At 61.5% G+C, this 26,399-nt stretch carries 28 protein-coding genes; 17 read left to right on the forward strand and 11 right to left on the reverse strand.

Annotation, left to right across the window (positions count from 1 at the left end; translation table 11 throughout):
- Positions 1-62 precede the first annotated feature (62 nt).
- Positions 63-761, forward strand: a complete 699-nt coding sequence (locus HU743_RS11530; protein WP_346656521.1) for a tRNA (adenine(22)-N(1))-methyltransferase TrmK — start codon at positions 63-65, stop codon at positions 759-761.
- A gap of 234 nt (positions 762-995) precedes the next feature.
- On the opposite strand, the gene ycaC is transcribed toward HU743_RS11530, so the two are convergent.
- Positions 996-1,625 carry an isochorismate family cysteine hydrolase YcaC gene (gene ycaC / locus HU743_RS11535; protein ID WP_186648724.1) on the reverse strand — a complete coding sequence of 210 codons (630 nt, stop codon included), beginning with the start codon at positions 1,623-1,625 and terminating at the stop codon, positions 996-998.
- Positions 1,626-2,271: 646 nt separating this feature from the next.
- Between ycaC and HU743_RS11540 the strand changes: the two genes are divergently transcribed.
- The 6 genes from HU743_RS11540 to HU743_RS11565 all read left to right on the forward strand — a co-directional run bounded on the left by HU743_RS11540 (position 2,272) and on the right by HU743_RS11565 (position 8,340).
- Positions 2,272-2,481: a 4-oxalocrotonate tautomerase family protein gene (locus tag HU743_RS11540; protein ID WP_186648725.1), complete on the forward strand. Its 210-nt coding sequence runs from the start codon at positions 2,272-2,274 to the stop codon at positions 2,479-2,481.
- Between the two features lie 26 nt (positions 2,482-2,507).
- The gene (locus HU743_RS11545) at positions 2,508-3,218 is read left to right on the forward strand and encodes an SDR family NAD(P)-dependent oxidoreductase (protein ID WP_186648726.1); all 711 of its coding nucleotides are present in this window, start codon (positions 2,508-2,510) and stop codon (positions 3,216-3,218) included.
- Positions 3,219-3,312: 94 nt separating this feature from the next.
- Positions 3,313-4,242: a LysR family transcriptional regulator gene (locus HU743_RS11550; RefSeq protein ID WP_186632663.1), complete on the forward strand. Its 930-nt coding sequence runs from the start codon at positions 3,313-3,315 to the stop codon at positions 4,240-4,242.
- 90 nt (positions 4,243-4,332) lie between these two features.
- Positions 4,333-4,839 carry a sigma-70 family RNA polymerase sigma factor gene (locus tag HU743_RS11555; RefSeq protein WP_186648727.1) on the forward strand — a complete coding sequence of 169 codons (507 nt, stop codon included), beginning with the start codon at positions 4,333-4,335 and terminating at the stop codon, positions 4,837-4,839.
- Positions 4,836-5,804 (forward strand): FecR domain-containing protein, encoded by a 969-nt coding sequence (locus HU743_RS11560; protein ID WP_186648728.1) that lies wholly within the window; start codon positions 4,836-4,838, stop codon positions 5,802-5,804. Before HU743_RS11555 ends, HU743_RS11560 begins: the two co-directional genes overlap by 4 nt.
- A 100-nt stretch (positions 5,805-5,904) precedes the next feature.
- A complete protein-coding gene (locus HU743_RS11565; protein ID WP_186648729.1) occupies positions 5,905-8,340 on the forward strand; it encodes a TonB-dependent siderophore receptor in 2,436 nt (811 codons plus the stop codon).
- Positions 8,341-8,364: 24 nt separating this feature from the next.
- On the opposite strand, the gene HU743_RS11570 is transcribed toward HU743_RS11565, so the two are convergent.
- Together HU743_RS11570 and HU743_RS11575 are read right to left on the reverse strand one after the other, a co-directional pair.
- The gene (locus HU743_RS11570) at positions 8,365-9,282 is read right to left on the reverse strand and encodes an AraC family transcriptional regulator (protein ID WP_186648730.1); all 918 of its coding nucleotides are present in this window, start codon (positions 9,280-9,282) and stop codon (positions 8,365-8,367) included.
- A 161-nt stretch (positions 9,283-9,443) separates the two neighbouring features.
- Positions 9,444-10,208, reverse strand: coding sequence for an SDR family oxidoreductase (locus HU743_RS11575; RefSeq protein ID WP_186648731.1), 765 nt, complete (start codon positions 10,206-10,208; stop codon positions 9,444-9,446).
- A 259-nt stretch (positions 10,209-10,467) separates the two neighbouring features.
- On the opposite strand from HU743_RS11575, the gene HU743_RS11580 reads away from it, so the two are divergent.
- Positions 10,468-11,349, forward strand: coding sequence for an AraC family transcriptional regulator (locus tag HU743_RS11580; protein ID WP_186648746.1), 882 nt, complete (start codon positions 10,468-10,470; stop codon positions 11,347-11,349).
- Positions 11,350-11,464: 115 nt separating this feature from the next.
- Positions 11,465-12,202: an SDR family oxidoreductase gene (locus HU743_RS11585; RefSeq protein WP_186648733.1), complete on the forward strand. Its 738-nt coding sequence runs from the start codon at positions 11,465-11,467 to the stop codon at positions 12,200-12,202.
- 805 nt (positions 12,203-13,007) lie between these two features.
- On the opposite strand, the gene HU743_RS11590 is transcribed toward HU743_RS11585, so the two are convergent.
- Positions 13,008-13,703 (reverse strand): B3/4 domain-containing protein, encoded by a 696-nt coding sequence (locus HU743_RS11590; RefSeq protein ID WP_186547921.1) that lies wholly within the window; start codon positions 13,701-13,703, stop codon positions 13,008-13,010.
- 46 nt (positions 13,704-13,749) lie between these two features.
- On the opposite strand from HU743_RS11590, the gene HU743_RS11595 reads away from it, so the two are divergent.
- Positions 13,750-14,376 (forward strand): XRE family transcriptional regulator, encoded by a 627-nt coding sequence (locus HU743_RS11595; protein WP_186648734.1) that lies wholly within the window; start codon positions 13,750-13,752, stop codon positions 14,374-14,376.
- A gap of 160 nt (positions 14,377-14,536) precedes the next feature.
- Here the strand turns inward: HU743_RS11595 and HU743_RS27360 are convergent, their stop codons facing one another.
- The 4 genes from HU743_RS27360 to HU743_RS11610 form a co-directional block, all read right to left on the reverse strand.
- Entirely contained in the window at positions 14,537-14,665 is a 129-nt protein-coding gene (locus HU743_RS27360; protein WP_264082156.1) for a hypothetical protein, read from the reverse strand.
- Between the two features lie 190 nt (positions 14,666-14,855).
- A complete protein-coding gene (locus HU743_RS11600) occupies positions 14,856-15,782 on the reverse strand; it encodes a Gfo/Idh/MocA family oxidoreductase (protein WP_186648735.1) in 927 nt (308 codons plus the stop codon).
- A 172-nt stretch (positions 15,783-15,954) separates the two neighbouring features.
- The gene (locus HU743_RS11605; protein WP_238351729.1) at positions 15,955-16,989 is read right to left on the reverse strand and encodes a M20/M25/M40 family metallo-hydrolase; all 1,035 of its coding nucleotides are present in this window, start codon (positions 16,987-16,989) and stop codon (positions 15,955-15,957) included.
- A 161-nt stretch (positions 16,990-17,150) separates the two neighbouring features.
- Entirely contained in the window at positions 17,151-18,749 is a 1,599-nt protein-coding gene (locus HU743_RS11610; protein ID WP_186648737.1) for a histidine kinase famiy protein, read from the reverse strand.
- A 242-nt stretch (positions 18,750-18,991) separates the two neighbouring features.
- Between HU743_RS11610 and HU743_RS11615 the strand changes: the two genes are divergently transcribed.
- The gene (locus HU743_RS11615) at positions 18,992-19,978 is read left to right on the forward strand and encodes a ribonuclease Z (protein WP_186648738.1); all 987 of its coding nucleotides are present in this window, start codon (positions 18,992-18,994) and stop codon (positions 19,976-19,978) included.
- A gap of 49 nt (positions 19,979-20,027) precedes the next feature.
- Here the strand turns inward: HU743_RS11615 and HU743_RS11620 are convergent, their stop codons facing one another.
- On the reverse strand, positions 20,028-20,537 hold the full coding sequence (locus tag HU743_RS11620; RefSeq protein WP_186648740.1) for a DUF892 family protein: 510 nt from the start codon (positions 20,535-20,537) through the stop codon (positions 20,028-20,030).
- 101 nt (positions 20,538-20,638) lie between these two features.
- Positions 20,639-21,523 (reverse strand): manganese catalase family protein, encoded by an 885-nt coding sequence (locus HU743_RS11625; RefSeq protein WP_186547935.1) that lies wholly within the window; start codon positions 21,521-21,523, stop codon positions 20,639-20,641.
- Positions 21,524-21,754: 231 nt separating this feature from the next.
- On the opposite strand from HU743_RS11625, the gene HU743_RS11630 reads away from it, so the two are divergent.
- Positions 21,755-22,003 carry a hypothetical protein gene (locus tag HU743_RS11630; RefSeq protein WP_186619355.1) on the forward strand — a complete coding sequence of 83 codons (249 nt, stop codon included), beginning with the start codon at positions 21,755-21,757 and terminating at the stop codon, positions 22,001-22,003.
- Between the two features lie 38 nt (positions 22,004-22,041).
- A complete protein-coding gene (locus HU743_RS11635; protein WP_186648741.1) occupies positions 22,042-23,160 on the forward strand; it encodes a carboxylate-amine ligase in 1,119 nt (372 codons plus the stop codon).
- Between the two features lie 21 nt (positions 23,161-23,181).
- Here HU743_RS11635 and HU743_RS11640 read toward each other — a convergent pair whose 3' ends face one another.
- On the reverse strand, positions 23,182-23,352 hold the full coding sequence (locus HU743_RS11640) for a general stress protein (protein ID WP_186547941.1): 171 nt from the start codon (positions 23,350-23,352) through the stop codon (positions 23,182-23,184).
- A gap of 348 nt (positions 23,353-23,700) precedes the next feature.
- On the opposite strand from HU743_RS11640, the gene HU743_RS11645 reads away from it, so the two are divergent.
- From HU743_RS11645 to HU743_RS11660, 4 genes are all read left to right on the forward strand, one after another.
- Positions 23,701-23,877: a general stress protein gene (locus HU743_RS11645; protein ID WP_039764047.1), complete on the forward strand. Its 177-nt coding sequence runs from the start codon at positions 23,701-23,703 to the stop codon at positions 23,875-23,877.
- Positions 23,878-24,201: 324 nt separating this feature from the next.
- Complete coding sequence (locus HU743_RS11650; RefSeq protein WP_186547943.1) at positions 24,202-24,555, forward strand: general stress protein; 354 nt, start codon at positions 24,202-24,204, stop codon at positions 24,553-24,555.
- 75 nt (positions 24,556-24,630) lie between these two features.
- Positions 24,631-24,891, forward strand: coding sequence for a metallothionein (locus tag HU743_RS11655; protein WP_186648742.1), 261 nt, complete (start codon positions 24,631-24,633; stop codon positions 24,889-24,891).
- Between the two features lie 102 nt (positions 24,892-24,993).
- A complete protein-coding gene (locus tag HU743_RS11660; protein ID WP_186648743.1) occupies positions 24,994-26,313 on the forward strand; it encodes an SDR family oxidoreductase in 1,320 nt (439 codons plus the stop codon).
- Positions 26,314-26,399 lie beyond the last annotated feature (86 nt).

Consider the following 26,399-nt stretch of genomic DNA (forward strand, 5'->3'; position numbering starts at 1 on the left):
CAGCGCCGGCGTTGCTCGCCAGAGTCGCACCCCTTTTTCCGCCGCCGGTGAAGGGGTTGCCGTTGAACCAACAGACATTGTCCATGCGCCTTGAACGCGTCGCCGCCCACATGCCGCTTGGCGCGCGGCTGGCCGATATCGGCTCGGACCACGCTTACCTGCCGGTGGTCCTGATGCGCCGCGGGATGATTGCCGCGGCAGTGGCTGGCGAGGTCGCTCCGACGCCCTTCCACGCGGCGCAACGCACCGTGAACGACAACGATCTGCGCAGCCACATCAGCGTGCGCCTGGCCGATGGCCTGGCGGCGATCAGACCTGAAGACGCCATCAGCGCCATCACCCTCTGTGGGATGGGTGGCGAGACCATCCGCGACATTTTCAACAGCGGCAAAGCCCGACTCAGCGGCCACGAACGGCTGATTCTGCAACCTAACGGCGGCGAGCAACCGCTGCGTCAATGGCTGATGGATAACGGCTACCGGATCGTTTGCGAAGAGGTGCTGCATGAGGACCGCTTCGACTATGAAATCATTGTTGCCGAGCGTGCCGCCGAGCCGCTGACTTACAGCGCCGAAGAATTGTATTTCGGCCCTGTACAACTGCAGGAGCGCAGCCCGGCGTTTCTACAGAAATGGCGACGCAGGCTGCTTCAGCGACAAAAGACCTTGAGCCAATTTACCCACGCGCAACGAGCATTGCCGCAGGACAAGGTGCAGGCGATCAGCCAAGAGGTGCAGTGGATCAGCGAGTTGCTCGGGTGACTGTGCGGCCGTCTTCGCGAGCAGGCTCGCTCCCACAGTTGAACGTGTTTCGTCAGGAGAAACGCAATTTCCTGTGGGAGTGAGCCTGCTCGCGATGGCGTCGGCACGCGCAACATCTTCATTGGCTGGTCCAGAGCTATCGCGAGCAGGCTCACTCCTACAGTGACTGTGTTTCGTCATCCGGAAAAACAAAAAGCCTGCTGTTAAAAGCAGGCTTTTGCGTTGCTGGTGAAGTTACTTCTGCTGCGTCAGCGCCGAGTAGCTGTTCATCAGGTTGCGATAGTTGGGGATCCGCTGCGACAGCAGGTTGCCCAGCCCTTCGATGTCGTTGCGCCAGTCGCGGTGCAGCTCACAGGCCACCGAGAACCAGTTCATCATCTGCGCACCGGCCTGGGTCATGCGGCTCCACGCGGCTTGCTGCACGGTGTTGTTGAAGGTGCCGGAGGCATCGGTGACCACGAACACATCAAAGCCTTCCGCCAGCGCCGACAGAGTCGGGAACGCTACACACACATCCGTCACGACACCGGCAATGATGATTTGCTTGCGACCGGTAGCCTTGATCGCCTTGACGAAATCTTCGTTGTCCCAAGCGTTGATCTGACCTGGGCGAGCGATGTACGGCGCGTCCGGGAACATCTCTTTCAACTCTGGCACCAGCGGGCCATTCGGGCCTTGTTCGAAGCTGGTGGTGAGGATGGTCGGCAGGTCGAAGAACTTCGCCAGGTCGGCCAGCGCCAGCACGTTGTTCTTGAACTCGTTCGGCGAGAAGTCCTGCACCAGCGAGATCAGACCGGTCTGGTGGTCAACCAGCAGCACGATTGCGTCGTCTTTGTTCAGGCGGTTGTAGGTTGGAGTGGTCATGGTGTGCATCCCTTTTTGATTGTCTGAAGTTGTTGTTGCGTTCAAGTTGGGTACAGATTACTGACGCACAGCAAAGGGATAAATCGGCTGAAAAGCGTTACACCGTCCACTCAAACAGGACAATCGAAAATTGCCTCTTGTAGGAGTGAGCCTGCTCGCGAAGGCGGAGTGTCAGACGACACTGATGCTGGATGTGCCGGCCCTTTCGCGAGCAAGCCCGCTCCCACAGTGGATCTGCACTGAATGGCAGATGTGTGAATGAATGCAAAACCCTGTGGGAGCGGGCTTGCCCGCGAAGACGGAGTGTCAGGCGACATCGATGTTGGATGTGCCGGCCCTTTCGCGAGCAAGCCCTCTCCCACAGTGGATCTACGCTGAGACGCAGATATGCGAGTGAATGCAAAACCCTGTGGGAGCGGGCTTGCCCGCGAAGGCGGAGTGTCAGGCGACATCGATGTTGGATGTGCCGGCCCTTTCGCGAGCAAGCTCACTCCTACAAAGGCAGGCTTGGGGGTGCAGCCCATTAGATACACCACAGTACAAATGATGTACCCCAGCCCCCATTTATCAACTCGTCACAACTTCCTAAAGTTCACTCCAACAGCCACCCGCCATCCCGACGGGTCAGCGATTGGAGCGACTTCCCATGCCTCTCATCAACGTACGCATCACCCGCGACGGCGTCACCGCCGAACAGAAAGCCCAGGTGATCAAGGAATTCACCGAGACCCTGGAGCGCGTGCTCAACAAGGACCCGAAGCTCACGCACATCGTCATCGACGAAGTGGACACCGATAACTGGGGTTATGCCGGCATGACCACCACGCAATACCGCAAAGATTTGTCCGGCCTTTAACCCTTTATGTCCTTGAGGAAACCATCATGAGCACATCCAAAAAAGTCGTTGTCATCACCGGCGCCTCGCAAGGCATTGGTGCAGGTCTGGTTGCAGCATTTCGCGCTCTCGGCCATCAAGTGGTCGCAACCTCGCGTTCGATCAAAGAATCGAGTGACCCGGACGTTCTGACCGTCGCCGGTGACATCGCCGATCCACAAACCGCCGAGCGGGTGATTCGCGCCGCCTTGGCCCGCTTCGGTCGCGTCGATACGCTGATCAACAATGCCGGGATCTTTCTGGCCAAGCCTTTTACCGCCTACAGCCAAGCGGACTATGCACAGGTCGTGGCGACCAACATGAGCGGCTTTTTCTACATCTCGCAATTGGCCGTCGGCGAGATGGAAAAGCACGGCAGCGGCCACATCGTCAGCGTGACCACCAGTCTGGTCGACCATGCAATTGATGGCGTGCCGTCGGTACTCGCCTCGCTGACCAAGGGCGGCATCAACGCGGCGACCAAATCCCTGGCCATCGAGTACGCCAAGCGCGGTATCCGGGTCAACGCGGTGTCACCGGGCATCATCAAAACGCCAATGCATGCCGAGGAAACCCATCAGGCGCTGGGCAGCCTGCACCCGGTCGGGCACATGGGTGAGATTGACGATATCGTGCAAGCGATTCTCTACCTGGACAGCGCAAATTTCGTCACTGGCGAGATCCTCCACGTCGATGGCGGCCAGAGCGCCGGTCATTGATCGAAACCCTGCCATACCGCCGGTGTGTACCGGCGGTATCGTTCGTTGTGGTACACAGAGGATGAACGTCCGTCGATCCTTGGTGCGAGCCGCAATGAAACGCCATTTTGAAGACTTGCAGTTAGGCAGTATCGAACTGTTTTGCCTGGCCGCCGAAGCCGGTAGCTTCACCGCCGCCGCGCAACTGGCCGGGGTCACGCCTGCGGCGGTGAGTCGGTCGATCCTGCGTCTGGAGCAACGCCTGGGTTCGCGATTGTTTGCCCGAACCACCCGCAGCATTCGCTTGACCGACGCCGGCCGCACCTTCTTCGAGCAATGCAGCCAGGCCCTGACCCAACTGGTCGAAGCCCAGCAGGAAGTCATGGGCGCGCAAACCTCGCCGTCAGGGCGATTGCGCATCAGCCTGCCGACCACTTACGGTCATCACCGCATCCTGCCGCTGCTGCCGACATTTCGTGCGTTGTACCCAGAGGTCACGGTCGACGTGCACTTGGGCAATCGCAATATCGACTTCGTCGAAGAAGGCTATGACCTGGCGATCCGCGTGCGCGCACAACCAGACTCGACCCTGATCGCGCGGCTACTGGAAGACGCCAGCCTGGTGGTGGTCGCCTCCCCCGGGTATTTGCAAAAGGCCGGCACCCCGCAGACCCTCGACGAGCTGATCGCGCATGAGTGCATCCAGTTCGAACTGCCCAGCAGTGGCCGGCGGATTTCCTGGCTGTTTCAGGAAAACGGTCGGGATCGTGAAGTGGTTTCGGACGGTGGTTATTCCTGCTCCGACGATGTGCTCGGCGGCGTCACCCTGGCCAAACACGGCGCTGGGCTTTTTCAAACTTACCGGTTTATCGTCGAGCAGGAACTGGCCGATGGCCGCCTGGTTGAAGTGCTGCAGCCGTACGCCGGGCGTTCGCGGCCGTATACCTTGCTCTACCCGCACGGTCGCTATGTGCCGCAGCGGGTGCGGGCGTTTGTCGATTTTCTGTTGGGATTTCGCGATGAATGGGCGGGACGCCGAGGATAACGACCCGTCCGGCGACAGACTGATTGCGCCGTTGCGTGGCTCCCCGGTAGTATTGAGACGGATTCTCACTAACATCTGGAAAGCCCACCAGTGCCATCTTCTCCGTCCAGCAAGCTGGGTTTCTTCTTCAGCGACCATCATCGCTGGCTGCTTCAGCACATCAACCGGCATCTGGGCAATCGTGCCGACGCCGAGGACACCGCCGCCGATACCTTTTGCCAATTGCTGGCCGCGCGGGTCGATCCCGACACCATTACGCAACCGCGCGCTTACCTGTCGACCATCGCGCGCCGGTTGATCTTCGATCGTCACCGGCGGCGCAAACTGCAACTGGCTTACCTCGAGCGCCTGTCCGCCCTGCCCGAGGCACTCGCGCCCTCCCCGGAAGAACAACTGCAACTGATGGAAGCACTGGTCGCCATCGACCGCGCGCTCGACGGATTGCCGAGGTTGGTCAAAGCAACGTTCCTCTATAGCCAGCTGGACGGTATGAGTTACGTCGCGATTGCGCAGAAACTCGGACTGTCGGAGCGTACCGTCAGCCGCTATATGAAACAGGCCCTGCGCCAATGCTACCTGAGCGACGTGCAACCATGAGCAAGCCGCGCCTGGACCCGGTGATTGAGCAAGCCCTGGACTGGATGGTCAAGCTCAACGCCGGCACACCGGATGCCGCGCTACAGGCACGCTTCGACGCCTGGCTGGCACTGAACGACGCTCACGGCCAGGCCTGGAAAAACCTGCAGGAGCGGCTTGGCCCGTCATTAAGCACCGTGCGCGCGCTGGATCGGCGCTTGCCTGGACAGGCCAGCGAAGCCCGACACGTCTTATTGCAACCGCACACTTCGCGGCGCGACGTCTTGCGCGTGTTCGCCGGGCTGGGTTTGGTCGGCGGCGGTCTGTGGCTCGGTGCCCGCAGTCGATTCGGCGAGTCGCTGCTGGCTGACTTGCACACCGGACGCGGCCAGCGTCAGACGTTCGATCTGGCAGACGGTAGTCACCTGAGCCTGAACGCTCAAAGTGCTGTGGACCTGCGTTTCGACGACAGACAGCGACTGGTCATTTTGCGCCATGGCGAACTGGTGATCGATGTCGCACCCGATCCGCAAAGGCCGCTGATCGTGCGCACCGCCCAAGGCGAAATGCGCGCACTGGGCACGCGCTTTCTGGTCGCGCAGGAGCCCGACGCCAGTCGCCTGGTGGTCTTGCAGCATTCGGTCCAGGCGCGGCTCTTCGACGGCACCACGCAGGTAGTCAAAGAGGGCCAGGCAGCGCTGCTCTACCCCGGCAGTCTCAAACTGGCGGGCGACGAACAGCGCAACCGTGTCGAATGGTTGAACGGGCGATTGAGTGTGCTGGACGAATCCCTCGAGCAGGTGGTCGATGCCTTGCGCCCCTACCGTCGCGGTCTCGTGCGTGTGGCACCGGAGATTCGCGGGTTACGCGTACAAGGTGTGTTCCCGCTGGACGACGCCGACCGGTCGTTTGTCGCCTTGACCGAAACCCTGCCGATTCGTGTCGATCACTACGGGCCCTGGCTGACGTTGATCAGCAAAAAGTGACCGGAAATAACGTTTTGATGAAAATCATTCCTGTTCGTGTCCGGTTTTCATTTCTCATCGCACCTATCTCCTGACACTTCCACATAATCAGGAGATTGTTGTGCTCAACACGTGGCCCCGTTCCCTCTGCGTATCCGTCGCCCTCGCTGCTCTGGTGAGCCCTGTACAGGCCCAGGAGCTGAGTTTCAACCTGCCGGCCGGCCCACTCGCGCGCACGCTCAATGCGATTGCCGCCCAGAGCGGGCAGATCATTTCGCTGGAGCCTGCGCTGGTACAAGGCAAGCAAGCGCCCGCGGTGATCGGCCGGATGCCGGCGCAGCAGGCGCTGGAACAGGCGCTGGCAGGTAGCGGCCTGCAACTGCGCATCACCGGGCAAGGTAACTTCAGCGTCGAACCGGTGGCCGCCAGCGATGCGCTGCAATTGGGTGCGACGACTATCGTCGAACGCAGCTACGACGCCACCACCGAACACTCCGGCTCGTACGCCGCACGGGCCGTGACCCTCGGCAAAGGCACACACACGCTCAAGGAAATTCCGCAATCGGTCACGGTGATGACCCGCAAGCAAATGGACGATCAGGACCTCACCGATCTCAAAGACGCGGCCAACAAGACCACCGGCCTGGTGGGCGTTCAGGGTGTCGGCCAAGGCATGATCCTCACCTCGCGCGGCTTTCAGATCGATGACTGGCAATACGACGGCGTGCCGATCCCGCGCAACACCTACGCCTTGGGCAATTGGGCGACCCAGGACCTGATTTTTTTCGACCGCATGGAAGTGCTGCGCGGCGCCTCAGGCCTGTTGCAGGGCGCCGGCAGCCCGGGCGGCGCAATCAATCTGGTGCGCAAGCGCGGGCAAAACGCGCCGACCGTGACCGTCACCGCCAAGGCCGGATCGTGGGACCATTACGGCCTGCAACTGGATGCGGGCGGGCCGCTGAACCAGAGCGGCACGGTGCGCGGGCGTTTCGTCGCCGACGAAGACCAGAGCCAGTCGTTCATCGATTACGAATGGAGCAAAACCCATTCGCTCTACGGCGCGCTCGATATGGACCTGCGCGACGACACGACCCTTGGCCTGGCCGTCAGCCATTCCGATAACGAGTCCCGCCCGATGATCCGCGGCCTGCCCCGCTACAGCGACGGCAAGCCTGTGAGCGTGCCACGCTCGACCTATACCGGCGCACGCTGGAACCATCAAGACATCGAGGTGACAACGCTGTATGCCGATCTGGAGCACCGATTCAACGACGACTGGACCTTCAAGACCGGCGCGGTGCACATGAGCGAAACCAACCAGGGTAGAAACCAGCGGCTGCAAACCAGCGGCAATGGCCTCAAGGCCGACGGCAGCGGCATTCAATACGCCGACTTCGTCACGGATTTCGACGCGAGCAAGCTCGGTCTGGACATGAACCTCATCGGCCACTTCGAAGCGCTGTCCATGGCTCATGAAGTCATGATTGGCGGCAACTACGCCAAATACACCTCCGACGATAAATTCGCCCGTACCTTCAATAACAGCGCCACTGACACGATCTTCGACATTAACCACGACCGCCCGTCCATCAGCTATGAAGGCTTGCTCAATACCCCGGGCGGCCGCGCCACGCCGAGCCAGTACGAGATCAGGCAAAAAGGCCTGTATGGCAGCTGGCGAGTCAAACCGATCGAGCCATTGACGCTGGTTCTCGGGTCACGGGTCAGCGGATATGACTTCAGCTATCAGTCGGCAACCCGGATGGCATTCAGCGATGTCGTCACCCCCGCCCCTGACAGTACCGCCAAGGAAACCGGCGTGGTTACGCCCTACGCCGGCATCGTCTACGACTTGAGTCGCGAATGGGCGGTATATGCCAGCTACACCGATGTGTTCGAACCGCAGACCAATCGCGATGCAGGTGGCCAGACGCTCAAACCGGTGGTCGGCAGCAACTACGAAGTGGGCCTCAAGGGCGAATTGCTTGATGGCCGCGTCAACACCTCGCTGGCGTTGTTCCGTTACGACCAGGAAAACCGTGCGGTCAACGACCTGGCCTCGGGTATGGCCTGCGACGGCTGGTATTGCTCCACCGCCGCCGGCAAGGTGCGCAGCCAGGGCATCGAAGCGGAAATCAGCGGCGAAGTGTTGACGGGCCTGCAACTGTTTGCCGGCTACACCTACAACACCACCCAGTACCTTGACGACCCGGCCAACGAAGGCAAAGTCTTCAGCACCTGGACGCCCAAGCATATGTTGCGGGTATGGGGCGATTACCAATGGAGCGGTGACTGGAACCGTGTCAGCACAGGGCTGGGTTTTACCACCCAGAGCCATACGCTCGGTTATGAACACACCTATGACGTTGCCGGCTACACAGTATGGAGTGCTCGTCTGGGCTACCAGTTGAGCGAAGAAATCGGCCTGGCACTGAACGCCAACAACCTGTTTGACAAGCGCTACTACACCGCCGCTTACAACCAGCTTAACGGCAACAACAACTTCGGCGATCCGCGCAATGTGATGTTTAGCGTGAAGTACACACCGACGTTCTGAATCCGCACCTCAACGTAGCGGTGATCAACCGGTCTGACGCAACCGACTGAGTTCCTTCGACGGCGGGCAACCGAACTGGCGGTTGTACTCGCGGCTGAACTGCGACGCACTTTCGTAGCCGACGCGGTAGCAGGCGCTGGACACGTCCAGCCCTTCGTTGATGATCAGCCGCCGCGCCTCCTGCAAACGCAACTGCTTTTGATACTGCAACGGACTCATGGCCGTCACTGCTTTGAAGCGATGGTGCAGCGCCGAGTTGCTCAGGCTGGCCACCTGCGCCAAGGCGTCGATGCGCAGCGGCTCGGTGAAATGTTTATTCAGCCAGTCGATAGCCCGTGTGACCCGATGGGCCTGTGAATCGCTGACGGCGATTTCATAGAGCAAGTGCCCATGCTGACCACGCAGCAGGCGGTAATACAGCTCGCGCAACGCCATCGGCGCGAGCATGCCGATGTCGCGCGGGTTATCCAGCAGACGCACCAGACGCAGCAGGGTGTCGAGCAGGGTTACATCGATCTTGTCGAGAAACATCCCGCGTCCGGTTTCCTGCGGGATGCCGGTCAGCGGCGATTCGGCAATCAGTTGCGTCAGTTGCGCCGGATCGAAATCCAGCCGCACGCAAAAGTACGGCGCCTCGGGCGAGGCTTCGATCACCCGGCCCGACACCGGCAACGTCACCGACACCACCAGATAATTCAGCGGGTCGTACAGAAAGCGTTCGTCACCCAGCCCGACTTCCTTGCGCCCCTGCACAATCAGGCACAGCGCCGGACGATGCACGACATGGATCAACTCGGACGGTCCATCGAGACGGATCACGTGCAGCGGCGCAATCGCGGTTTCGTAGGTGCCCGGTGCGTCGAAACGCTGGGTCAGCAAGCGCACCAGCTCGGCGCGATACACCGCCGTGTCGTGGAGGATGGAAGCGTCGTGGTTATCCATGCAAAGGGCCTCGAAAGCAGACGATGGTGGGTCAACTGCGGATGAAGATTAGCCAGTTTTACCAAGCGCCGGCTAGATCAAAGATGCTGCAGATTTGCCTGATTCTGCGTAAGAGCCTCGGAAGCGCGACTTCACGCTCCCAAGGCTTTTTGGTGCAGCGATCAGCCCGCCGTCACCGTCATGCCGCCGTCGGCCATGACCACCGAGCCGACCATGAAACTGGCACGCTCGGAGGCGAGAAAAGTCACGATCTCGGCGATTTCCTCCGGTTGTGCCGCACGACCGATGGGCGCCGCCTCGCCGTGTTGCGCGAGGAATCCCGGGCCGTCCTCGACCACGTCATTGAGGATATTGGTCACCACATCGCCGACGCCGATGGCATTCACACGAATACCGTGTTCGATGACTTCCAGCGCCAGCGTGCGGGTCAATTGCGCCAGCGCACCTTTCGAGGCGGTGTAGGCGGCAATGGTCGGGAACGCGAAGTACGAGGCATAGGAGGCGATATTGACGATGGCACCGGACTTGTTCGGGATCATCGCCTTGACCGCTTCGCGGCAGTGCAGGAAGGCTGCCGTGGCGTTGACCGCCTGAATTTTTTCCCAGTCCTCGCGGCTCATGTCGATCACCGCTTTGTTGATGATGATCCCGGCATTGTTGACCAGAATATCCAGCCGCCCAAACTGCTCGACGGCCAGGCCCACCGCGCGTTCGGCGGCGCCATCTTCGGTAATGTCCGCCACCAGCGGTACCAGACCGGGACGGGCCAGTGCTTCGACGGCCGGGTTGCGGTCTTCGGCGATCACCTTGGCGCCGCGGGCATGCAGCATCAGCGCAATCGCCTTGCCGATGCCACTGGCCGCGCCAGTGACCAACGCGACTTTACCGGCGACTTCTTGTGGCAGGGTGTGGTTGATATCAGTCATGGTTTTTTTCCTCGATAGCGAATCGGTGTGGCGCCGATACGGCGCTGTCGTCAACACGGCTTCACTGTCGCGCAATATCCGGTGCCGGGCTTTCGGGTGCTTGCCGGGACTGTCGGAGTTTTGCGCTGGCGTTTGTTTTTCAACCGCCCTGACCTTCAAAAATCTTCCGCAGCCGAAGCTTTTCATGGAGCGTCCTGTGCCCTCTGCCAGTCCTGCAACACCGACAGTCAGCCAACCCGCACGCATCGCTGCCGAAGCCATGCCGGCGCACCTGCCCGGTGTCGCGGAAACGACGACTCCCCGGCCGCAAATCAAGGATGCGGTGGTGCAGTTGTTCCGCCACCAGACTTTGCTTGAGCCGATCCGCGTGCCATGCGTGGCCGAACCGCTGCTGGTTTTGGTATTGGCCGGCACCGCGCGGGTCGAGGAACGTTCATTGGGCGGCGAATGGCAGGCGAGCCGGGTCACGGCGGGCGATTTTTTCCTGACCAACACCCGCGAACCCTACGAAATGCGCTGGCAGACCGAAGGCTGCGAAGTCTTCGAAGTGATGCACCTTTACCTCGGTCTGGGCCTGATCGAACAAGCGGCCCGTGAAGCGTTCGGCGAGCAGGCCGGCGCGGTGACGTTTGTCGATGTGTCCGGCGCGCGTGACGAGCAGGTCAGTTTTATTCTCAATCAGCTGCGCATCGAACTGACCGAGCAGCGCCAGCCCAGCGCACTGTTGGTGCGCAGTCTGGCCCAGGCGTTGGCGATCCATCTGCTGCGTCATTATCTGGACCCGGACAGCAACCCCCGTCGCGACAACGCCCTGCCCGCCTACAAACTGCGCCGGGTGATCGAAGCCATGAACGTGAATCTGGCTGAGGATTTCAGCCTAAGTCATTTAGCCGGCATCGCTGAGCTGAGCGACTACCATTTCAGCCGCACCTTCAAACGCGCCACCGGTTTATCGCCCTCGCAGTACTTCATCCGCCTGCGCATGGGCCGCGCTCGGCATCTGTTGGTAGAGACTGCGCGCAACGTGATCGACATTGGCCTGGAGGTCGGCTATTCCAGCCCCAGCCACTTCTCTCAAGTGTTCCGCCGCGAAGTCGGCGTCACCCCGAGCGCCTACCGCGATGCCCCGCGCAGTGCCTGAAAGCGATGCAGCAGAATTGGGCAAATGCCGTGGAGGAATCGATTAATAAGGCATGAGCCAGGCCGCTTAATCTTCTTTCAAGCCCACTCCCGGGCACACTGAAGAGGATGACATCATGCTGAACATTCAAGACAAAGTGATCGTGATTACCGGCGCCAGCAGCGGCATCGGCGAAGCCACCGCGCGCCTGCTCGCCAGCCGTGGCGCCAAAGTCGTGCTGGGGGCGCGGCGCACCGAGCGCCTGGCAGTGATTGCTAAAGAAATCAACAGCGCCGGTGGCCACGCGCAATTCCGGGCGCTGGATGTCACCGATCAGCAGGATGTGCAGCGCTTTGTCGATTATGCCGTCGGGCACTACGGCCGCGTCGATGTGCTGGTCAACAACGCTGGCGTGATGCCCTTGTCGCGGCTGGACGCGCTGAAGGTCGATGAGTGGAACCGCATGATCGACGTCAACATCCGTGGCGTGCTCCACGGCATCGCCGCCACCCTGCCGTTGATGCAGCGCCAGCGCGCCGGGCAGATCATCAACATCGCCTCGATCGGCGCCTATGCGGTCAGCCCCACCGCTGCGGTGTACTGCGCGACCAAGTACGCGGTCCGGGCCATTTCCGAAGGCTTGCGCCAGGAAGTCGGCGGCGATATCCGTGTGACCGTCATCGCCCCGGGCGTGACCGAATCGGAACTGGCCGACAGTATTTCCGACGAAAGCGGCCGCGCTGAAATGCAGTCCTTCCGCAAGATCGCCATCCCCGCCGAAGCCATCGCCCGGGCGATTGCCTACGCCGTCGAACAACCAGCGGACGTCGACGTCAGCGAACTGATCGTGCGCCCGACGGCTAGCCCTTACTGAGGCCGGGAGTCAATCTGTGGGAGCGGGCTTGCTCGCGAAAGCGGTGGATCAGTCAGCAAAGATGTTGGATGTGCCGCCTTCGCGGGCAAGCCCGCTCCCACAGGGTTTTGTGGCACCACGAAATCATGGTCAACACGGAACATTGTGGGGCTTGCTCGCGAAAGCGGTGGGTCAGTCAATAAAGGCGCTGAATATGCCGCCGCCTTCGCGGGCAAGCCCGCTCCCACAGGGATCCTGCCCCACAAACGAGATCACTGATTAACCCGGACCATTGTAGGAGCGAGCCTGCTCGCGAAAGCGGTGGGTCAGTCAGCAAAGATGTTGGATGTGCTGCCTTCGCGGGCAAGCCCGCTCCCACAGGGATCCTGCCCCACAAACGAGATCAATGATTAACCCGGACCATTGTAGGAGCGAGCTTGCTCGCGAAAGCGGTGGGTCAGTCAGCGAAGATGTTGGATGTGCCGCCGCCTTCGCGGGCAAGCCCACTCCCACAGGTTTTTTTTGGCACCACCAAATCAATGGTCAACACGCAACAGTGTGGGAGCGAGCTTGCTCGCGAAAGCGGTGGATCAGTCAGCAAAGATGTCGGATGTGCCACCGCCTTCGCGGGCAAGCCCACTCCCACAAGGGTTTTGTGGCACCACCAAATCAATGGTCAACACGGACCATTGTAGGAGTGAGCCTGCTCGCGAAAGCGGTGGGTCAGTCAGCAAAGATGTTGAATATGCCGCCACCTTCGCGGGCAAGCCCGCTCCCACGGGGAATCGCGTTGCTGCTGACGAAACGGGTTCGCACGCCGGTTGACCTAACGCGCCCCCGGCCCGATCAGCATGCTTTCGATTTCAGCGCCGGGCATCATCTGCTGCAACCCTTCGATGAGCTTGTCGCCGGCTTCGGTCAGCGCTTCCAGCGGCATGGCCGGCAGGCTTTCGAGGATGAACCACATCTGCTGCGCCTGCGCATCGAGGCGGGTTCGCACGCCCTGGCGCCAGTTCCAGCGCCGGCAGGTCACGCCCTGATCGTCGCGCCAGACCACTTCGCCAGCGTCCGGGAATTCATGCGCGGGCTGGCCTTCTTTCATCGTATCGAACGGCTCGCTGCCATCGGCGACGACCAGGCGCGGCGAGCCGACGTAAGCTTCAGCGTTCTCGCCACCCACGGGAATCGCGTACTCGAGGCTGATGGCGTTGTACAAATCGACCACCGGATCGATGCTCGGCAAGTTGCCGTCACGTAGCACACGCTTGCGCAGCGCTTCGGCCGAACAGGGCGTACGCTGCGGCTTGGCGCCGAACTGGCGGAACACATCGGCCCAGGCCTGCAAGTGCGCAGGCGCCCACGCCGGACCACCGGCGGCGACACTCTGGCAGGCCTGGGCCAGGGCTTCACCCGCCACATAAGCCTGAGTAATCGGCGCGGCCTGCACGACAATACTCAGCGCTCTGAACCCCGGCGCCAGTTGCGCAACAGCCGGATCGATTGACGGCACGACAGACAGCATCCCAGAATCCCCCTCATACCTGAATTTGCGAAGATGCTAGCGATCAATGACCAATAAAGTCAATATATCGACCGAGGCCGGCGCCGATGTCCAGACCGTCAGCGCCGCGGTTTCCCGCACGCTCAAACAGGCGCGCAAACAACAGAGCATCACGCTCGACGAACTGTCGCGGCGCTCCGGCGTGAGCAAAGGCATGGTGGTCGAGATCGAGAAAGGCTCGGCCAATCCGAGCATCGCGACCCTGTGCAAAATCGCGGCGGCGCTGGGGTTGTCCGTGGCGGACTTCGTCAACGTCGCCGATACGCCGTCAGCGCACCTGATCGACAGTCAGGACATTCCGACGCTGTGGACCGGTGAGCTGGGCGGATCGGCGCGACTGCTCGCCGGCACCAGCGGCCCGAACATGCTTGAGCTGTGGCGCTGGGAGCTGTTTCCCGGCGAGTCGTTCTCTTCAGCCGGGCATCCGCATGGCACCACAGAGCTTTTTCATGTCGAGAAAGGCACGCTGCATTTGAAGGTGGGCGATGCTGAACTGATTGTCGGACCTGGGTGTTCGGCGGTAGCGCGGACGGACGTGGCGCATGGGTATGCCAACCGCGGGCGATCGAAACTGGTCTTCACGATGTCGGTGACAGAACTGCATCAGAATACCAGGGAAAACCCTTCACCCTAGCCGCGGCCGGCGGGGAGAAGGAACTGACCGCCCGCTCCCACAGGTCCGTCGGCGCGGCGCACATCCTGATCACCCACCAAAATCCCTGTGGGAGTGAGCCTGCTCACGAAGAGACCGGCTCATTCACCGCAGTGGTAAGCCCAGTGTCCGCAGCGAGCGATCATTCAGGCTTTGGATGCTCGGTTGCCACCGAATTGGTCGCGTCTACATCCGCCATGTCCTCGTCGACGGGTGCTTCATCGTCAGGCGGCAGTGGCACGTCGCTGTTTTCATTTTCATCAGTGTCCATGTCGAAATCTCCGATCTGATTACGGTCTCGCGCGAGGAGCGCGAACGCCTCACTTGAATGGAGGCGCCTGCCGCGCCGGAGTTCGAATTCAATCAGTGCCCGGCGACGAATGCGCTCAAGCTTGCAGGGCCAGCGAAGAGGTATGGCCGGCGAAAGCGTTTACGCCCTCGCCGCCCTCTACCCAACCCTGTCAGTCGTAAAACGGCGCAACCGGTTCGCGGCTGCCGACAAAAAAACTGTCCGCCACAAGGCGCAACGGCTGCAGATCCAGATCGCTGGCCTTGTTGCCGATCAGTTGCTGGAAATGACGGTACACCGCCGCGTACTCGCCTTCTTCCGAGACGGTCTGACGCACCCCGTCGATGCTCAACAGCGCACCACCGTTGTCCAGGCGCAGGACGCCCTCAAGGCAACGAATCTCGATGCTCCAGAGTTCGTCGTGGCCGTGGTCGAAGTCGAACTCGGCACGTACGTCCAGTTGTTGCGCGTCGGACATTTTGATCGACGCGGCAATCGGCGACTGGCAGTTGCTCGGCACGCGCAGTTCGGCAGCAGCGACGAACAGCGGCAGCGCCAGCAGGTGCGTGGCAATCGACAAGGCATTGATGCCCGGATCGAATACGCCCAGCCCACCGGGCTGCCAGATCCAGGCCTGGCCCGGGTGCCATTTGCGCACGTCTTCCTTCCAGTCAATCTGCACGCTTTGCAAGGTGCGCGTCGCGAGCCAGTCACGGGCAGCAGCGATGCCCGGCGCGTAACGTGAATGCCAGGCAAACAGGCCGCTGACACCTTGCTGCGCAACCTGACCGACCAAAGCCATGGCCTCCCCCAAAGTGGCGCAAGGTGGTTTTTCCACCAGCACGTGCTTGCCCGCCGCCAGCGCTTGCCGGACCAGCGCGAAGCGTCCTTGCGGTGGCGTGCAGAAGGCGATCGCATCGACTGCCGGGCCGTTGTCGAGCAATTCGCCCAGTGACTGGAAGTTCTCCACCCCGGGGCAAGGCTGGCCTTGAGTGGCGACGGACACCAAGCGGAACGCCGGGTTAGCGAGAATGGCGGGGACGTGTTGATCCTGGGCAATCTTGCCGTAGCCGACCAGACCGAGACGAATCGGTTGCATCAGTGACTCCTGTTGTCTGTTTTGTTTTTGTCGATGACGCGAAAGATTACCTGCAAACGCGGGCCAATACTCGTTCCACTGCACGCTCTGCCACTTTGCTCTCGCTGGACTGCAAATCGGTTATCAGCGATACACGGGCAACCAAAAGCGCAGAATCAGGCACCACGCCGCCCTAACCTGCCGCGTCGCTTTGCACCGAAGTCAGATACGCCACCAGCGTCGCCGCGCAGGCTTCGATTGCGCCGTCCACCACCAGCTCGAAACCGTGGGTGTTTTCCGTCGGTATCGCCAGGCACCCGGCATGCGCGCTGATCCCGGCGCTCATGACTGCACTGGCGTCGGAGGCGAAATCCACCAGTAACGCGAACTGTGGCACGTAGCCGCAACGTCTGGCGGCATCGGCCAGCGCCATCACCACCTGTCTCGAGTAATAGCCCTTCTGATCGCCGGTATCAATGATCGGATCGACGCTCAGCTGCGTGCCGTACTCGCTCATGACCGGGCCCACTTCGACGGCGATCGTCGTGTCTCCCGGTAAATGCGCGGCGGCGTACATCGCGCCGGCGTTGCTCTCTTCTTCCAGGGTGGTGAACACAAAAAACGCATCGAACGGCAACTGCTCGCGACGCTGGCTCAATTGCGCGACGGCTTGCAGCATGGCGACCACCGGCGCCCGGTCGTCGAGAAAGTGCGCGGCAAGCGCATCACCGACACGAAACGGCACGCGCCAATGCTGGCTCAGGACCACCCGCGTGCCGGGGCGCACGCCCATCCGGTGCAAGGCCTGCGGATCGCTGCGGGTGATGACATGCACGTCCTTCCATTGCACCGCGCCGCTCATGACATCCTGGCCTTGCGGCGAACCCGTGGTCGCGTGCATCGAGCCAAACGACAGCACACCGGCAAGCGTCTGGTTGTCACCGAGGATATCGACAGGACAGACACCGAAATTCACCGGGTTCGCACCGCCGAGCGCAACCACGCGCAACGTGCCATCAGGCTCGACACGTTTGACCACCATGGCGATCTCGTCCATGTGCCCCATGATGCGCACCGCCTGCCGGGACTCCGGGTCGGGCTGATGGCCCTTGAGCAGGCCGATGACGTTGCCGGCCGGATCGGTCCAGGTCTGGTCGCAATAGCGCATCAGGTGCGCCTGGCAGATCGCCCGCACCTCGTCTTCCTGGCCCCCGGGGCCGCGCGCCATCAGCAAGCGCTGTAACAACGCCTGGGTATCTTCGTGTTCCTCTGCACTGTACGCGGCCCGTGCCGGGTCCGTCGGGGTCTGCGACATGCCTTGACTCCTTGCGTGATGCCTCGGGCCTGTCCCGAGCGCTCAGAAGTTAGGGCCGGATCAACGGAAAAAATTCAGCCGGGCTTGCTCGGTGCGTCGAGCACCGCGCGAATTTTTCGCGCCAGTTCACCGGGACGGTAAGGTTTGGCGATCAGCTCGAACTCCTCGCCGCCAACGTCGCTGCGCTCCAGCGAGTCTTGCGAATAGCCTGAGGTAAGCAGGATGCGCGTCGCGGGGTACAAGCGATCGATTTCACGGGCCAGGGCCGCGCCATTCATCGACCCGGGCATGACCAGATCGCTGAAGACCAGATCGAAGCGCGTGGTTTGCAGCAGTGCCAGCGCCTCGGCGGCGTCGTGGACAATGACGCTGCGATAGCCGTAATCGGCAAGCATCACTTCGGCCAGCTCCGCAACCTCTTTGCGGTCCTCGACAATCAGGATGCGCTCGGTGCCGCTCAGCCTTGCGCCGTCGACACTCTGATCTTCGACCCAGACCTGACTGTCATCGGCAGGGAAATACAACCGCACCGCCGTGCCCACGCCCGGCGTCGATTCGATGCGCGCGACCCCGCCGGACTGCTTGGCGAAACCGTACACCATCGCCAGGCCGAGGCCACGGCCACTGCCTTCTTCCTTGGTGGTAAAGAACGGCGTCATCACCTTGTCGAGATCCTCGTGCGGGATCCCGACGCCGTTATCAATCACTGCGATGCTGACGTAGCGCCCCGGGGCAAGGCCCGGGTTTTGCTCGTCGTACACTGGCGTCGACACCGTGACGTTGCGGGTCTGCACCGTGATCAATGGCTGGCTATGGCCGTGCAACGAGTCCTGTGCATTCGACAGCAAATGGTTCAACGCCATCTCGGTCTGGGCCGGGTCGAGACGGCAGTTCCACAGGTCGCCGGCAAAGTCGAAACACGGCTCCAGCTCGGGCGCGTCCAGGCCGGCGACGGCTGCTCGTTCGAGCAACGCGTTGAGGTTGATCACCCGGCCTTCGAGCCGTTGCCGGCGCGAAAACGCCAGCAGGTGTTGCGTCAGCAGCCGGGCCTTTTCAGCAGCGGCGCGTGCGTGGCCGGCGCCCATGACAATGCGTTGCGGGTCGGCGCTCGGGCGTTTGGCGGTGTGCTGGATCAAGTCGATGTAGCCGATCATGACCTGCAGCAAGTTGTTGAAGTCGTGGGCGATGCCGCCCGTCAGTTGCCCCAGCGCTTCCATGCTCTGCACGTAGCGCAAGCCGTTCTCGGCATCGCGGCGGCGGCTGACGTCCAGTTGCGACGCGAAGAAATACACCAGTTTGCCGTGTTCGTTGAATATCGGCGTTATGAACAGTTCGTTCCAGAACGTCGAGCCATCCTTGCGGTAGTTGAGCACTTCGACGCAGATTTCATGCTGGTTTTCCAGGGCTTCCCGGACCCGCTGCAACACCGCCCTGTCGGTTTGCTCACCCTGCAGAAAGCGACAGTTGCGCCCCACCACCTCGTCCTGGGCGAAGCCCGTCAGCTCGGCGAACGCTTCATTGGCGAACACGATGGGGTTATCCGGTTGCCCGGGATCGGTGACAATCATGGCCGTGCGGCTGACTTGCACTGCCGCGAAGAACAGGCCTTTTCTGTTGTGCGAAAGACTGGCCACATCGGCACTGTTCAGAACCGGCTTTGGCTGTTTGCGCAAGGCAATCTCCTTGTATATCGCTCACGTGTCGTTGTGACCGCAAGCGGCAGCCGGAGTGCCGCTTGCTGGCGTTACAGGCGAAACCGCTGATCGCCCCGCGACCTGCATCGTCGTCGGATAATGGATGTTGTGTTGATCCGAACAGGCGCCCGGGTTGTCGAACGGCAGACAGACGCTTGCAGAAACACCGCCACGCCGCTGTTGGCGCAAGCATCACCCGCCCCCCTTCATGGAGAACCGACGTGGACTTGTTGTTTCTTGGCACCTCTGCCGGCGTTCCGACACGCCAGCGCAACGTCAGCGCCACCGCCCTGCTCGAAGCCGCGGGCAGGGGCTGGTACCTGATCGATTGCGGGGAAGGCACCCAGCATCAAGTGCTGCGCACGCCGTTATCGCTGAGCGAGTTGCGCGCCGTTTTCATTACCCATGTGCATGCCGATCACTGCCTCGGTCTACCGGGCTTGCTGGCCAGCGCCGGCATGTCCGGGCGCACCCGGCCGCTGGACGTGATCCTGCCGGCCGCGCTGCACCCGTGGCTGCGGCTCAGCCTCGCCGTCACCCACTCGCACCTGCCGTTCGAAATCCACCTGCACGCCGTCGAGACCCTCGGCGACTGGCGCCATCGCAACGTGCAGGTGACCACCGTCGAGCTGTCCCACCGTGTGCCGTGCCACGGGTATGTCTTCACCGAGACTGATCCCGAGCCGCGTCTGGATGTACAGCGGCTGGCCGCCGACGGGATCGAGCGCGGGCCGCTCTGGGGCCAACTGGCCCATGGTCAGGATGTCGAATACGCCGGGCGCTGGTTGCGCGCGCAAGACTATTTGCTCAGCGCGCGGCCGGCGCGACGGATCATTGTCTGCGGTGATAACGACCAGCCGGAACGCCTTGCCGAAGTGGCCGTCGGCGCCGATGTGCTGGTGCACGAAGCGACGTTCGTGCAAGCGGCCATCGACCGCACCCGCGCCAGCTACGGGCACAGCAGCGCCGCCGCAATTGCCGGCTTCGCCGAAACCGTCGGCGTGCGTAATCTGGTGTTGACGCATTTCAGTGCGCGCTATCAGGCCAACCCCGCGTTGAGTCCGTCGATTGAAGACGTTCGTCAGGAAGCGGCGGCCCACTATCACGGACACTTGATTCTCGCCCGTGATTTGCAGCGCTATCACCTGGACCGTTGTGGCGATTTACAACCGGAGGTTATCGAGCGGCAACCGCGCGACAGCCGTTGAGAAAGGGGGCGGCGTCCGTCCCGGGAGGAACGGACGCCAGGGTACAACGCTACTTCTTGGCTTCCTTGTCGGGATCGGCCGAGCGTTGCAGGAACGCTTCGGTGAGTTGCGGCAGATGATCGAGCAACCACTGCGCCATGGCGACTTCCTGCGGCAGAATCGTCTCGCAGGCTTTTTGCGTCTGGGTATCGCCCGCCGCTTGCGCCGCGGCGATCAGCACCGTGTAGCTGGCGATTTCCATGTTCTCGAAAACGTATCCGGCCATGGCGCCCTTGATCACTTCATCGCTCATCAAGGTGCCGCCGACTGCCTGACCGAAGGCCATGAGTTTGCCGCCCAGGTCCTTCATGGTCGACGCCTCACCGCCCAGACGTCGCAGGCATTCGTCGATCAGTTTCTGCTGGCCCAGGGTTTCCTCGATGTGCTGGTCGATGCGCGCCTTGAGCTGCGGATAATGTTCCAGACGCTTGGATTGCGCCTTGAGCATCTGCTCAGCCTGTTGCTCCATGGCGTGGGCGTCACGCAACCAGTCGAGCAGGTTTTCCTGTGGAGTAGCCATTATCGAATCCTCTTCTTGATGAGTTCACAGTGATCGGCCGGGGCGCCCGCTTGTGCCGACGCGCCCGGCACACCGCAGCGATGCCTGCGGTTTCAGCGTGGTCACAGGGCGGGTTTGGCCTGTGTGCCGGAACCCAGATCCGCACCGGTGACCGGCTCGCTGTTGGGGTCGGACATGGTCCGCATTTTCATGTTTTCCAGCAGCGCCTCGTCAGCGCTGTCCAGTTGCACCGTGGCCAACCCGTCTCCGCCATCCACGGCCGGTGTTGGGTTTTCGACAAATTCCCAATCATCGCCCTGGTTCCATGGGCCGCGCATGCTTTCGGTGCCTTGCGACATGTTGAAGTAAACGTTGGTGAATTCAGGCATGCCGGGCAGCTTGCCTTGAGGGAAGTTGGGCTGGATCGCATGCAGGGCTTTTTCGAACGACAACTGGTGAGCGATTTCCCGGGTCATGAGAAAACCCAAGGCTTCTTTCACGCCCGGGTCATCCGTCACGTTCATCAAGCGCTCATAAACAATCTTCGCCCGTGCTTCAGCGGCAATGTTGGAACGCATGTCCGCGGTAGGCTCGCCAATCGTGTCGATGTAGGCCGCCGTCCAGGGCACGCCAGCCGAGTTGGTCAGTGGCGAGCCGGCGCCATAGAGCAGGCTGGTGATGTGCGAATCGTTGCCCGCGCCGTTGAGCGAGCGATACAACTCACCCTCCTCCTCCACACCCTCGGCCATCCGGCCTTTGGCGCCCTTGTTGAGCATGACGATGATCGAACCGATGACCTCCAGATGGCTGAGCTCTTCGGTGGCGATGTCCATCAGCAAATCCTTGCGTCCCGGATCGTCCTCGGACAGGGCCTGGGTGAAATAGCGCGATGCCGCCGCCAGTTCGCCTTGCGCACCGCCGAACTGTTCAAGCAGCAGGTTGGCCAGGCCCGGGTTGGGCTCGGCAACACGAACGGTGTATTGAAGTCGCTTGTTATGTAGAAACATGACAAATCTCCTCAGTCTTGAGTTGAGCGCGGCGCTGTCCACGGTTAAACAACGGCCTACCCTGTTGTGAAGCACGGGCGCTGAGGAAATTTCAAAAAAAATCACGCTTCAAGACAAATGGTTGGAACTGCCGAACAAGCGAAACGGCCCGCTCCGCTGCGCCTGGTCACTTGCTTTGAACCACTGACGAGGCGCGCGGCTCCCAGTGAAAACACCCCAGGAGCCGACACCATGAATGCCTTCAAACATCTGCTCACGGCGGCCCAGGTTACGCGCTTGCAGGCGCTCGACACCTGGCACCAGACCCTGGACGATCAGGCCCTGCGCATGGAGTGCCCGGACCGCTATCACGAAGAGTTGCTGCGTCAGTGCGATGAAATGGATCGGCGCGGCATCGTCACCTGGAGCGAGTGGCGCGATTTGCGCATCGAGGCGGATCAGGCCTACCTGCGCGCCATTGCCGGCAACGACTATCACTGACCGCCATTGCCCAGCCCTCCAGCCTTGCGAGCCCTCCCATGAGCGATCCACGATTCGGTATCGAAGAAGAATATTTCATCACCGACCTGCACAGCCGCGAGATGGTCGGCCGTCCTCCAGCCGAGGCGATTGAGGCGTGCAAGGCGGCCATGGGAGACGCATTCGCCAGCGAGATGTTTCAGGGCCAGATTGAAGTGGCCTCACCAGTGTTCACCGATTTCAGTCAGGCCAGCGACTATCTGCGCGGCGCACGCCAGACCCTGAGCGCAGCACTTGAGCCTTTCGGGCTCGGGCTGCTTTGCGCGGGCAGTCATCCGCTGGCGGATTGGCGCGATCAGGTGCCCACCGCCGAAGCGCACTTTATCCAGCTGTTCCAGGACTACGGCCACGTTGCGCGGCGCAGCGTGCTGTCGGGCCTGCACGTGCACGTCGAAGTGCCGCCGCCGTTCGATCGCATCCAGGTAATGAACCAAGTGTTGCCGTGGACGCCGCTGCTGCTGGCGTTGAGTTGTTCCTCTGCGCTGTGGGACGGCGCCGACAGCGGTTTCATGAGTTATCGACAAGTGGCCTGCGGCGAGTGGCCGCGCATGGGCGTGCCGCCGATGTTTGTCGATCAGCGCGACTACGACGGGCACATCGCGTTTCTCAGCGAGATCGGCACGATTCATCAACCGAGCGAATGCTGGTGGGGCATCCGTCCCGCCGTGCGTTACCCGACGCTTGAGTTACGCATGACCGACGCCTGCCCGCGGGTGGAGGATGCGCTGACGCTCGCCGGGTTGTTCCGCGTACTGGTCACCCACGCCATGGAACAAGCGCAACCCGGCGCGACTTATGACCTGCGCGCGCGGGCGATACTGGAAGAGAACCACTGGCGCGCCAAACGCTTTGGTATCCATGGCAGGTTCATCGTGCCGGGCAGCGGCACCGAGTGCACCGCTGAACAATGGTTAGGGATGGCTCAACTGCAATTTGCCGAAACGGCCAGGCAGTTGCGTATGCCCTTGCTGTTCGAACACGCCAGCAACCTCATCGCCGAGGGCACCAGCGCCGACCGGCAACTGGCTGTGTTCAATCAGGCCCTCAAGCAGCACGGTACCCGCTCGGCCTTGTCACGGGTGACCGCGCTGTTGCTTGAGGAAACCGCGGCGGGTTGAGGCGCCAAAGGGCACGCCGCGTCAATCACCCTTGCCCGCTCGGCTACCGCCGTGGCTGTGTTGCCCGCCAACGCGGGCCTTCTCCGCTCGATCCAGCTTGACGTTGGCCGTGGGGTCACCTTTTTTGCCTGCGCCTTTGATCTTCTGCGGATCATCGGCGAAAGAGTGCTCGCTTCGATGTTTCTCAGTCATGGCTGTTGCCCCCGTTCATCTTTCATAGTTGCTTATAACGCCCGACCATTGGGCGTTCACAAAACACTAGCACTGCAACTCTGCCGCCCCCACCCGAGCGTCACCTGTGCCGACAAAAGGTTAATTAAGCGAAGCGGCGATAACATTGACAGCAGCATTTTAATATCAAAAAAATTATACGAAGCGGCAGCGAATTCGGTGCGCTGTATAAGTTTCTCTGCAACCGATACCGTTCATCGGGTCTGATAAAAAATCTTCAAACGTTTCTCACCGTCGCGTTATCGGAATAATTGTCCGCAGCAACAAACGGACAACTAGCGAAACGTCAATCGATATTGGAGAACTATCATGACTACTGGTAATAAAAATCCGGGTAACTTCGCCAACGATCGCGAGAAAGCATCCGAGGCGGGCAAAAAAGGCGGTCAGGCCTCCGGCGGCAACTTTGCCAACGACCGGGAGAAAGCATCCGAAGCCGGTCGTAAAGGAGGCCAGAACAGCCACGGCGGTGGTCGCAAATCCTGAGCAAGGGAAACCGGGGCAGCCTGGCTGCCCTTTGCGATCAATGGCTGACAGGTCATAGGCAGAACCCGGTCATGGGGTGGTAGCGGATGCAACGTGGTGAGTTGCGCCGCCACTGCTGGCAACGTAACCAGCCCGTCGCCAACCATGACCTTCCTGCTCAGACAAACGGCAAGACAGTTATGCAGCAATAAAACAACTTGGCGACAACCGTTATAAGCAAAACGGCAACACGCAACTTCATGGCACTTGGCGAACAACAAGGGCGCTATCTTTATAGCACTCAAAGTTCGACTTTTTGCCCATACAAACATGAGGTAAGTTGAAATGGCACAAGATAAACAAGGCGGCATGTCGGTTAACGAAGCGGGTAAAAAAGGTGGCGAAGCCACTTCGGCTTCCCATGACAAAGAGTTCTACCAAGAGATTGGCAGCAAAGGTGGCCAAAACAGTGGTGGCAACTTCAAGAACGATCCCGAACGTGCAGCCGAAGCCGGCAGCAAGGGCGGCCAGAACAGTGGCGGCAACTTCAAAAATGATCCGCAACGCGCAGCCGAAGCCGGCAGCAAAGGCGGCCAGAACAGCGGCGGCAACTTCGCCAATGACCGTGAAAAAGCATCCGAGGCCGGACGCAAGGGCGGCGAAAACAGCCATGGGGGTGGGCGCAACAGCAATAGCTGATGCGCCGGTTGCAGGGGAGCCTCGCTCCCCTGCCGTTTTGAGCAAACCGCCGAACCGGCTTATCAGGAGGTCCTCATGTCAACCGACCCGCCAAACTCTGGCTGTGCGTGTCCGGAATGCACGTGCCGCTGTCCCAGCGACAGCGCATTCGAGCGTGACGGCAAGCGCTTTTGCAGCCAGGCCTGCGCCGATCTGCACCCGGATGGGCAGCCCTGCCCGGCCGCCGATTGCCACTGCGAACGAAGCGTGAAGCTGGGCGAGCGTAGCGTCAGCGATTCGAAACTCGACGAAGCGGTCGAGGAAACCTTTCCCGCCAGCGATCCGATCTCACCCTGACGTTCGGTGCGCATCGTGAGGGCGCACAGCCGCACCTCATGCCGGTGGAACAACGCTGTGCGCCCGGTGTGCGGCGCCCAACCAACCGTGGAGGAATGCCCCATGATCGCCCCAGCAACCGGCATGAAGCCGGGGACGTGCTATGCCATTGAAAGCGTTGAACGTGCGCCGCAGTTCCCCGGTTTTTTTCTCGATGGCAAATATTACCTCGGCCCGGAATTGCAGACGGCCGTGGGCTGGCTCGAAGGCCAGGATTTCATTTACGACCAGCTCGACCCGACCGGCGAACCGATCTACCCCGACCGACGCGTCGGCCAGATCGAGGACCTGGCGCTGACGCTCGGTGACGGTCAGCGCCTTGCGCTCAATGAAATTCCCTACCCGACCACAGCCGAACCGGAGGCTGCGGTGCCGCCCAGCCGCGATGATTTGCCACCGAATCAACAGCGTAAAACGCGACTGTCCGGCAAGCTCGTGGTGATCACCGGAGCCTCCAGCGGCATCGGTCGCGCCGCTGCGCAAGCGTTCGCCGACGAACAGGCCAGGCTGGTCCTGGCTGCGCGCGACGAGGTCGCCCTCGCCGAGGTGGTCGACGAATGTGTCGCACGCGGCGCGGCGGCGCTGGCGGTCCGCACCGATGTCACCGACAGCGCGCAAATGCAGGCGCTGGCAAGCCAGGCAGCCGAGTTTGGCGATGGCCGGATTGACATCTGGATCAACAACGCCGGGGTCGGCGCAGTGGGCAGCTTCGAGCAGACGCCGCTCGACGTGCATGAGCAAGTGCTGCAGACCGACTTGCTCGGTTATCTGCGCGGCGCTTATGTGGTGTGGCCGTATTTCAAGGCGCAGAAGCAAGGCGTTTTGATCAACACCTTGTCGCTGGGCAGTTGGGTGGCGCAGCCGTACGCGGCCGCGTACTCGGCGAGCAAGTACGGCTTGCGCGGTTTGACCGAAGCGCTGCGCGGTGAACTGAGCGGCTGCCCGGACATTCACGTATGCGATATTTATCCAGCGGTGATCGACACCCCGGGCTTTCGCGATGGCGCCAATTTTACCGGCCACGCGCTCAAGCCCCCGCCTCCCGTTTACGACCCGCACCGGGTAGCCCGAGCGATGGTCCACTGCGCACTCCATCCGAAACCCAGCACCACCGTCGGCGCCGCAGCCACACTGGCGCGGGCTGCGCACTTCGTACTGCCGGGCTTCCCGCAGCTATCGGGCTGGCTGACGCGATGGGGATTCAACCGCAGTCCGGCGGCGGCAACTTCGTCCGGCAACCTGTTCAATCCACCCGGCGGCGTGCGTCGCGTCGAAGGCGGCTGGCGCTCGGCCAAAGCCCAGGCATCACCGCTGTGGGTCGCTAGCGCGGCGTTGCTCGTGGGCGGATGCCTGCTGGCACTTACCCGCTCCCGCACGCGATAACCGAAACGCCTTCGCGAGCAGGCTCGCTCCCACATTAAAATCCGGGAAATGGCCCAGATCCGGCTGGCACCCTAAGGCCCGTGTGG

The organism is Pseudomonas sp. SWRI99, assembly GCF_014270125.1.
Taxonomy (GTDB): Bacteria; Pseudomonadota; Gammaproteobacteria; order Pseudomonadales; family Pseudomonadaceae; genus Aquipseudomonas; species Aquipseudomonas hamedanensis.

Coding starts and splice junctions, on each gene's coding strand:
- ycaC (WP_186648724.1), bottom strand. CDS start 1,625: ATGACCACTCCAACCTACAACCGCCTGAACAAAGACGACGCAATCGTG.
- HU743_RS11540 (WP_186648725.1), top strand. CDS start 2,272: ATGCCTCTCATCAACGTACGCATCACCCGCGACGGCGTCACCGCCGAA.
- HU743_RS11545 (WP_186648726.1), top strand. CDS start 2,508: ATGAGCACATCCAAAAAAGTCGTTGTCATCACCGGCGCCTCGCAAGGC.
- HU743_RS11550 (WP_186632663.1), top strand. CDS start 3,313: ATGAAACGCCATTTTGAAGACTTGCAGTTAGGCAGTATCGAACTGTTT.
- HU743_RS11560 (WP_186648728.1), top strand. CDS start 4,836: ATGAGCAAGCCGCGCCTGGACCCGGTGATTGAGCAAGCCCTGGACTGG.
- HU743_RS11570 (WP_186648730.1), bottom strand. CDS start 9,282: ATGGATAACCACGACGCTTCCATCCTCCACGACACGGCGGTGTATCGC.
- HU743_RS11575 (WP_186648731.1), bottom strand. CDS start 10,208: ATGACTGATATCAACCACACCCTGCCACAAGAAGTCGCCGGTAAAGTC.
- HU743_RS11580 (WP_186648746.1), top strand. CDS start 10,468: ATGCCGGCGCACCTGCCCGGTGTCGCGGAAACGACGACTCCCCGGCCG.
- HU743_RS11585 (WP_186648733.1), top strand. CDS start 11,465: ATGCTGAACATTCAAGACAAAGTGATCGTGATTACCGGCGCCAGCAGC.
- HU743_RS11590 (WP_186547921.1), bottom strand. CDS start 13,703: ATGCTGTCTGTCGTGCCGTCAATCGATCCGGCTGTTGCGCAACTGGCG.
- HU743_RS11595 (WP_186648734.1), top strand. CDS start 13,750: ATGACCAATAAAGTCAATATATCGACCGAGGCCGGCGCCGATGTCCAG.
- HU743_RS27360 (WP_264082156.1), bottom strand. CDS start 14,665: ATGGACACTGATGAAAATGAAAACAGCGACGTGCCACTGCCGCCTGAC.
- HU743_RS11600 (WP_186648735.1), bottom strand. CDS start 15,782: ATGCAACCGATTCGTCTCGGTCTGGTCGGCTACGGCAAGATTGCCCAG.
- HU743_RS11605 (WP_238351729.1), bottom strand. CDS start 16,989: ATGGCGCGCGGCCCCGGGGGCCAGGAAGACGAGGTGCGGGCGATCTGC.
- HU743_RS11620 (WP_186648740.1), bottom strand. CDS start 20,537: ATGGCTACTCCACAGGAAAACCTGCTCGACTGGTTGCGTGACGCCCAC.
- HU743_RS11625 (WP_186547935.1), bottom strand. CDS start 21,523: ATGTTTCTACATAACAAGCGACTTCAATACACCGTTCGTGTTGCCGAG.
- HU743_RS11630 (WP_186619355.1), top strand. CDS start 21,755: ATGAATGCCTTCAAACATCTGCTCACGGCGGCCCAGGTTACGCGCTTG.
- HU743_RS11635 (WP_186648741.1), top strand. CDS start 22,042: ATGAGCGATCCACGATTCGGTATCGAAGAAGAATATTTCATCACCGAC.
- HU743_RS11640 (WP_186547941.1), bottom strand. CDS start 23,352: ATGACTGAGAAACATCGAAGCGAGCACTCTTTCGCCGATGATCCGCAG.
- HU743_RS11645 (WP_039764047.1), top strand. CDS start 23,701: ATGACTACTGGTAATAAAAATCCGGGTAACTTCGCCAACGATCGCGAG.
- HU743_RS11650 (WP_186547943.1), top strand. CDS start 24,202: ATGGCACAAGATAAACAAGGCGGCATGTCGGTTAACGAAGCGGGTAAA.
- HU743_RS11655 (WP_186648742.1), top strand. CDS start 24,631: ATGTCAACCGACCCGCCAAACTCTGGCTGTGCGTGTCCGGAATGCACG.
- HU743_RS11660 (WP_186648743.1), top strand. CDS start 24,994: ATGATCGCCCCAGCAACCGGCATGAAGCCGGGGACGTGCTATGCCATT.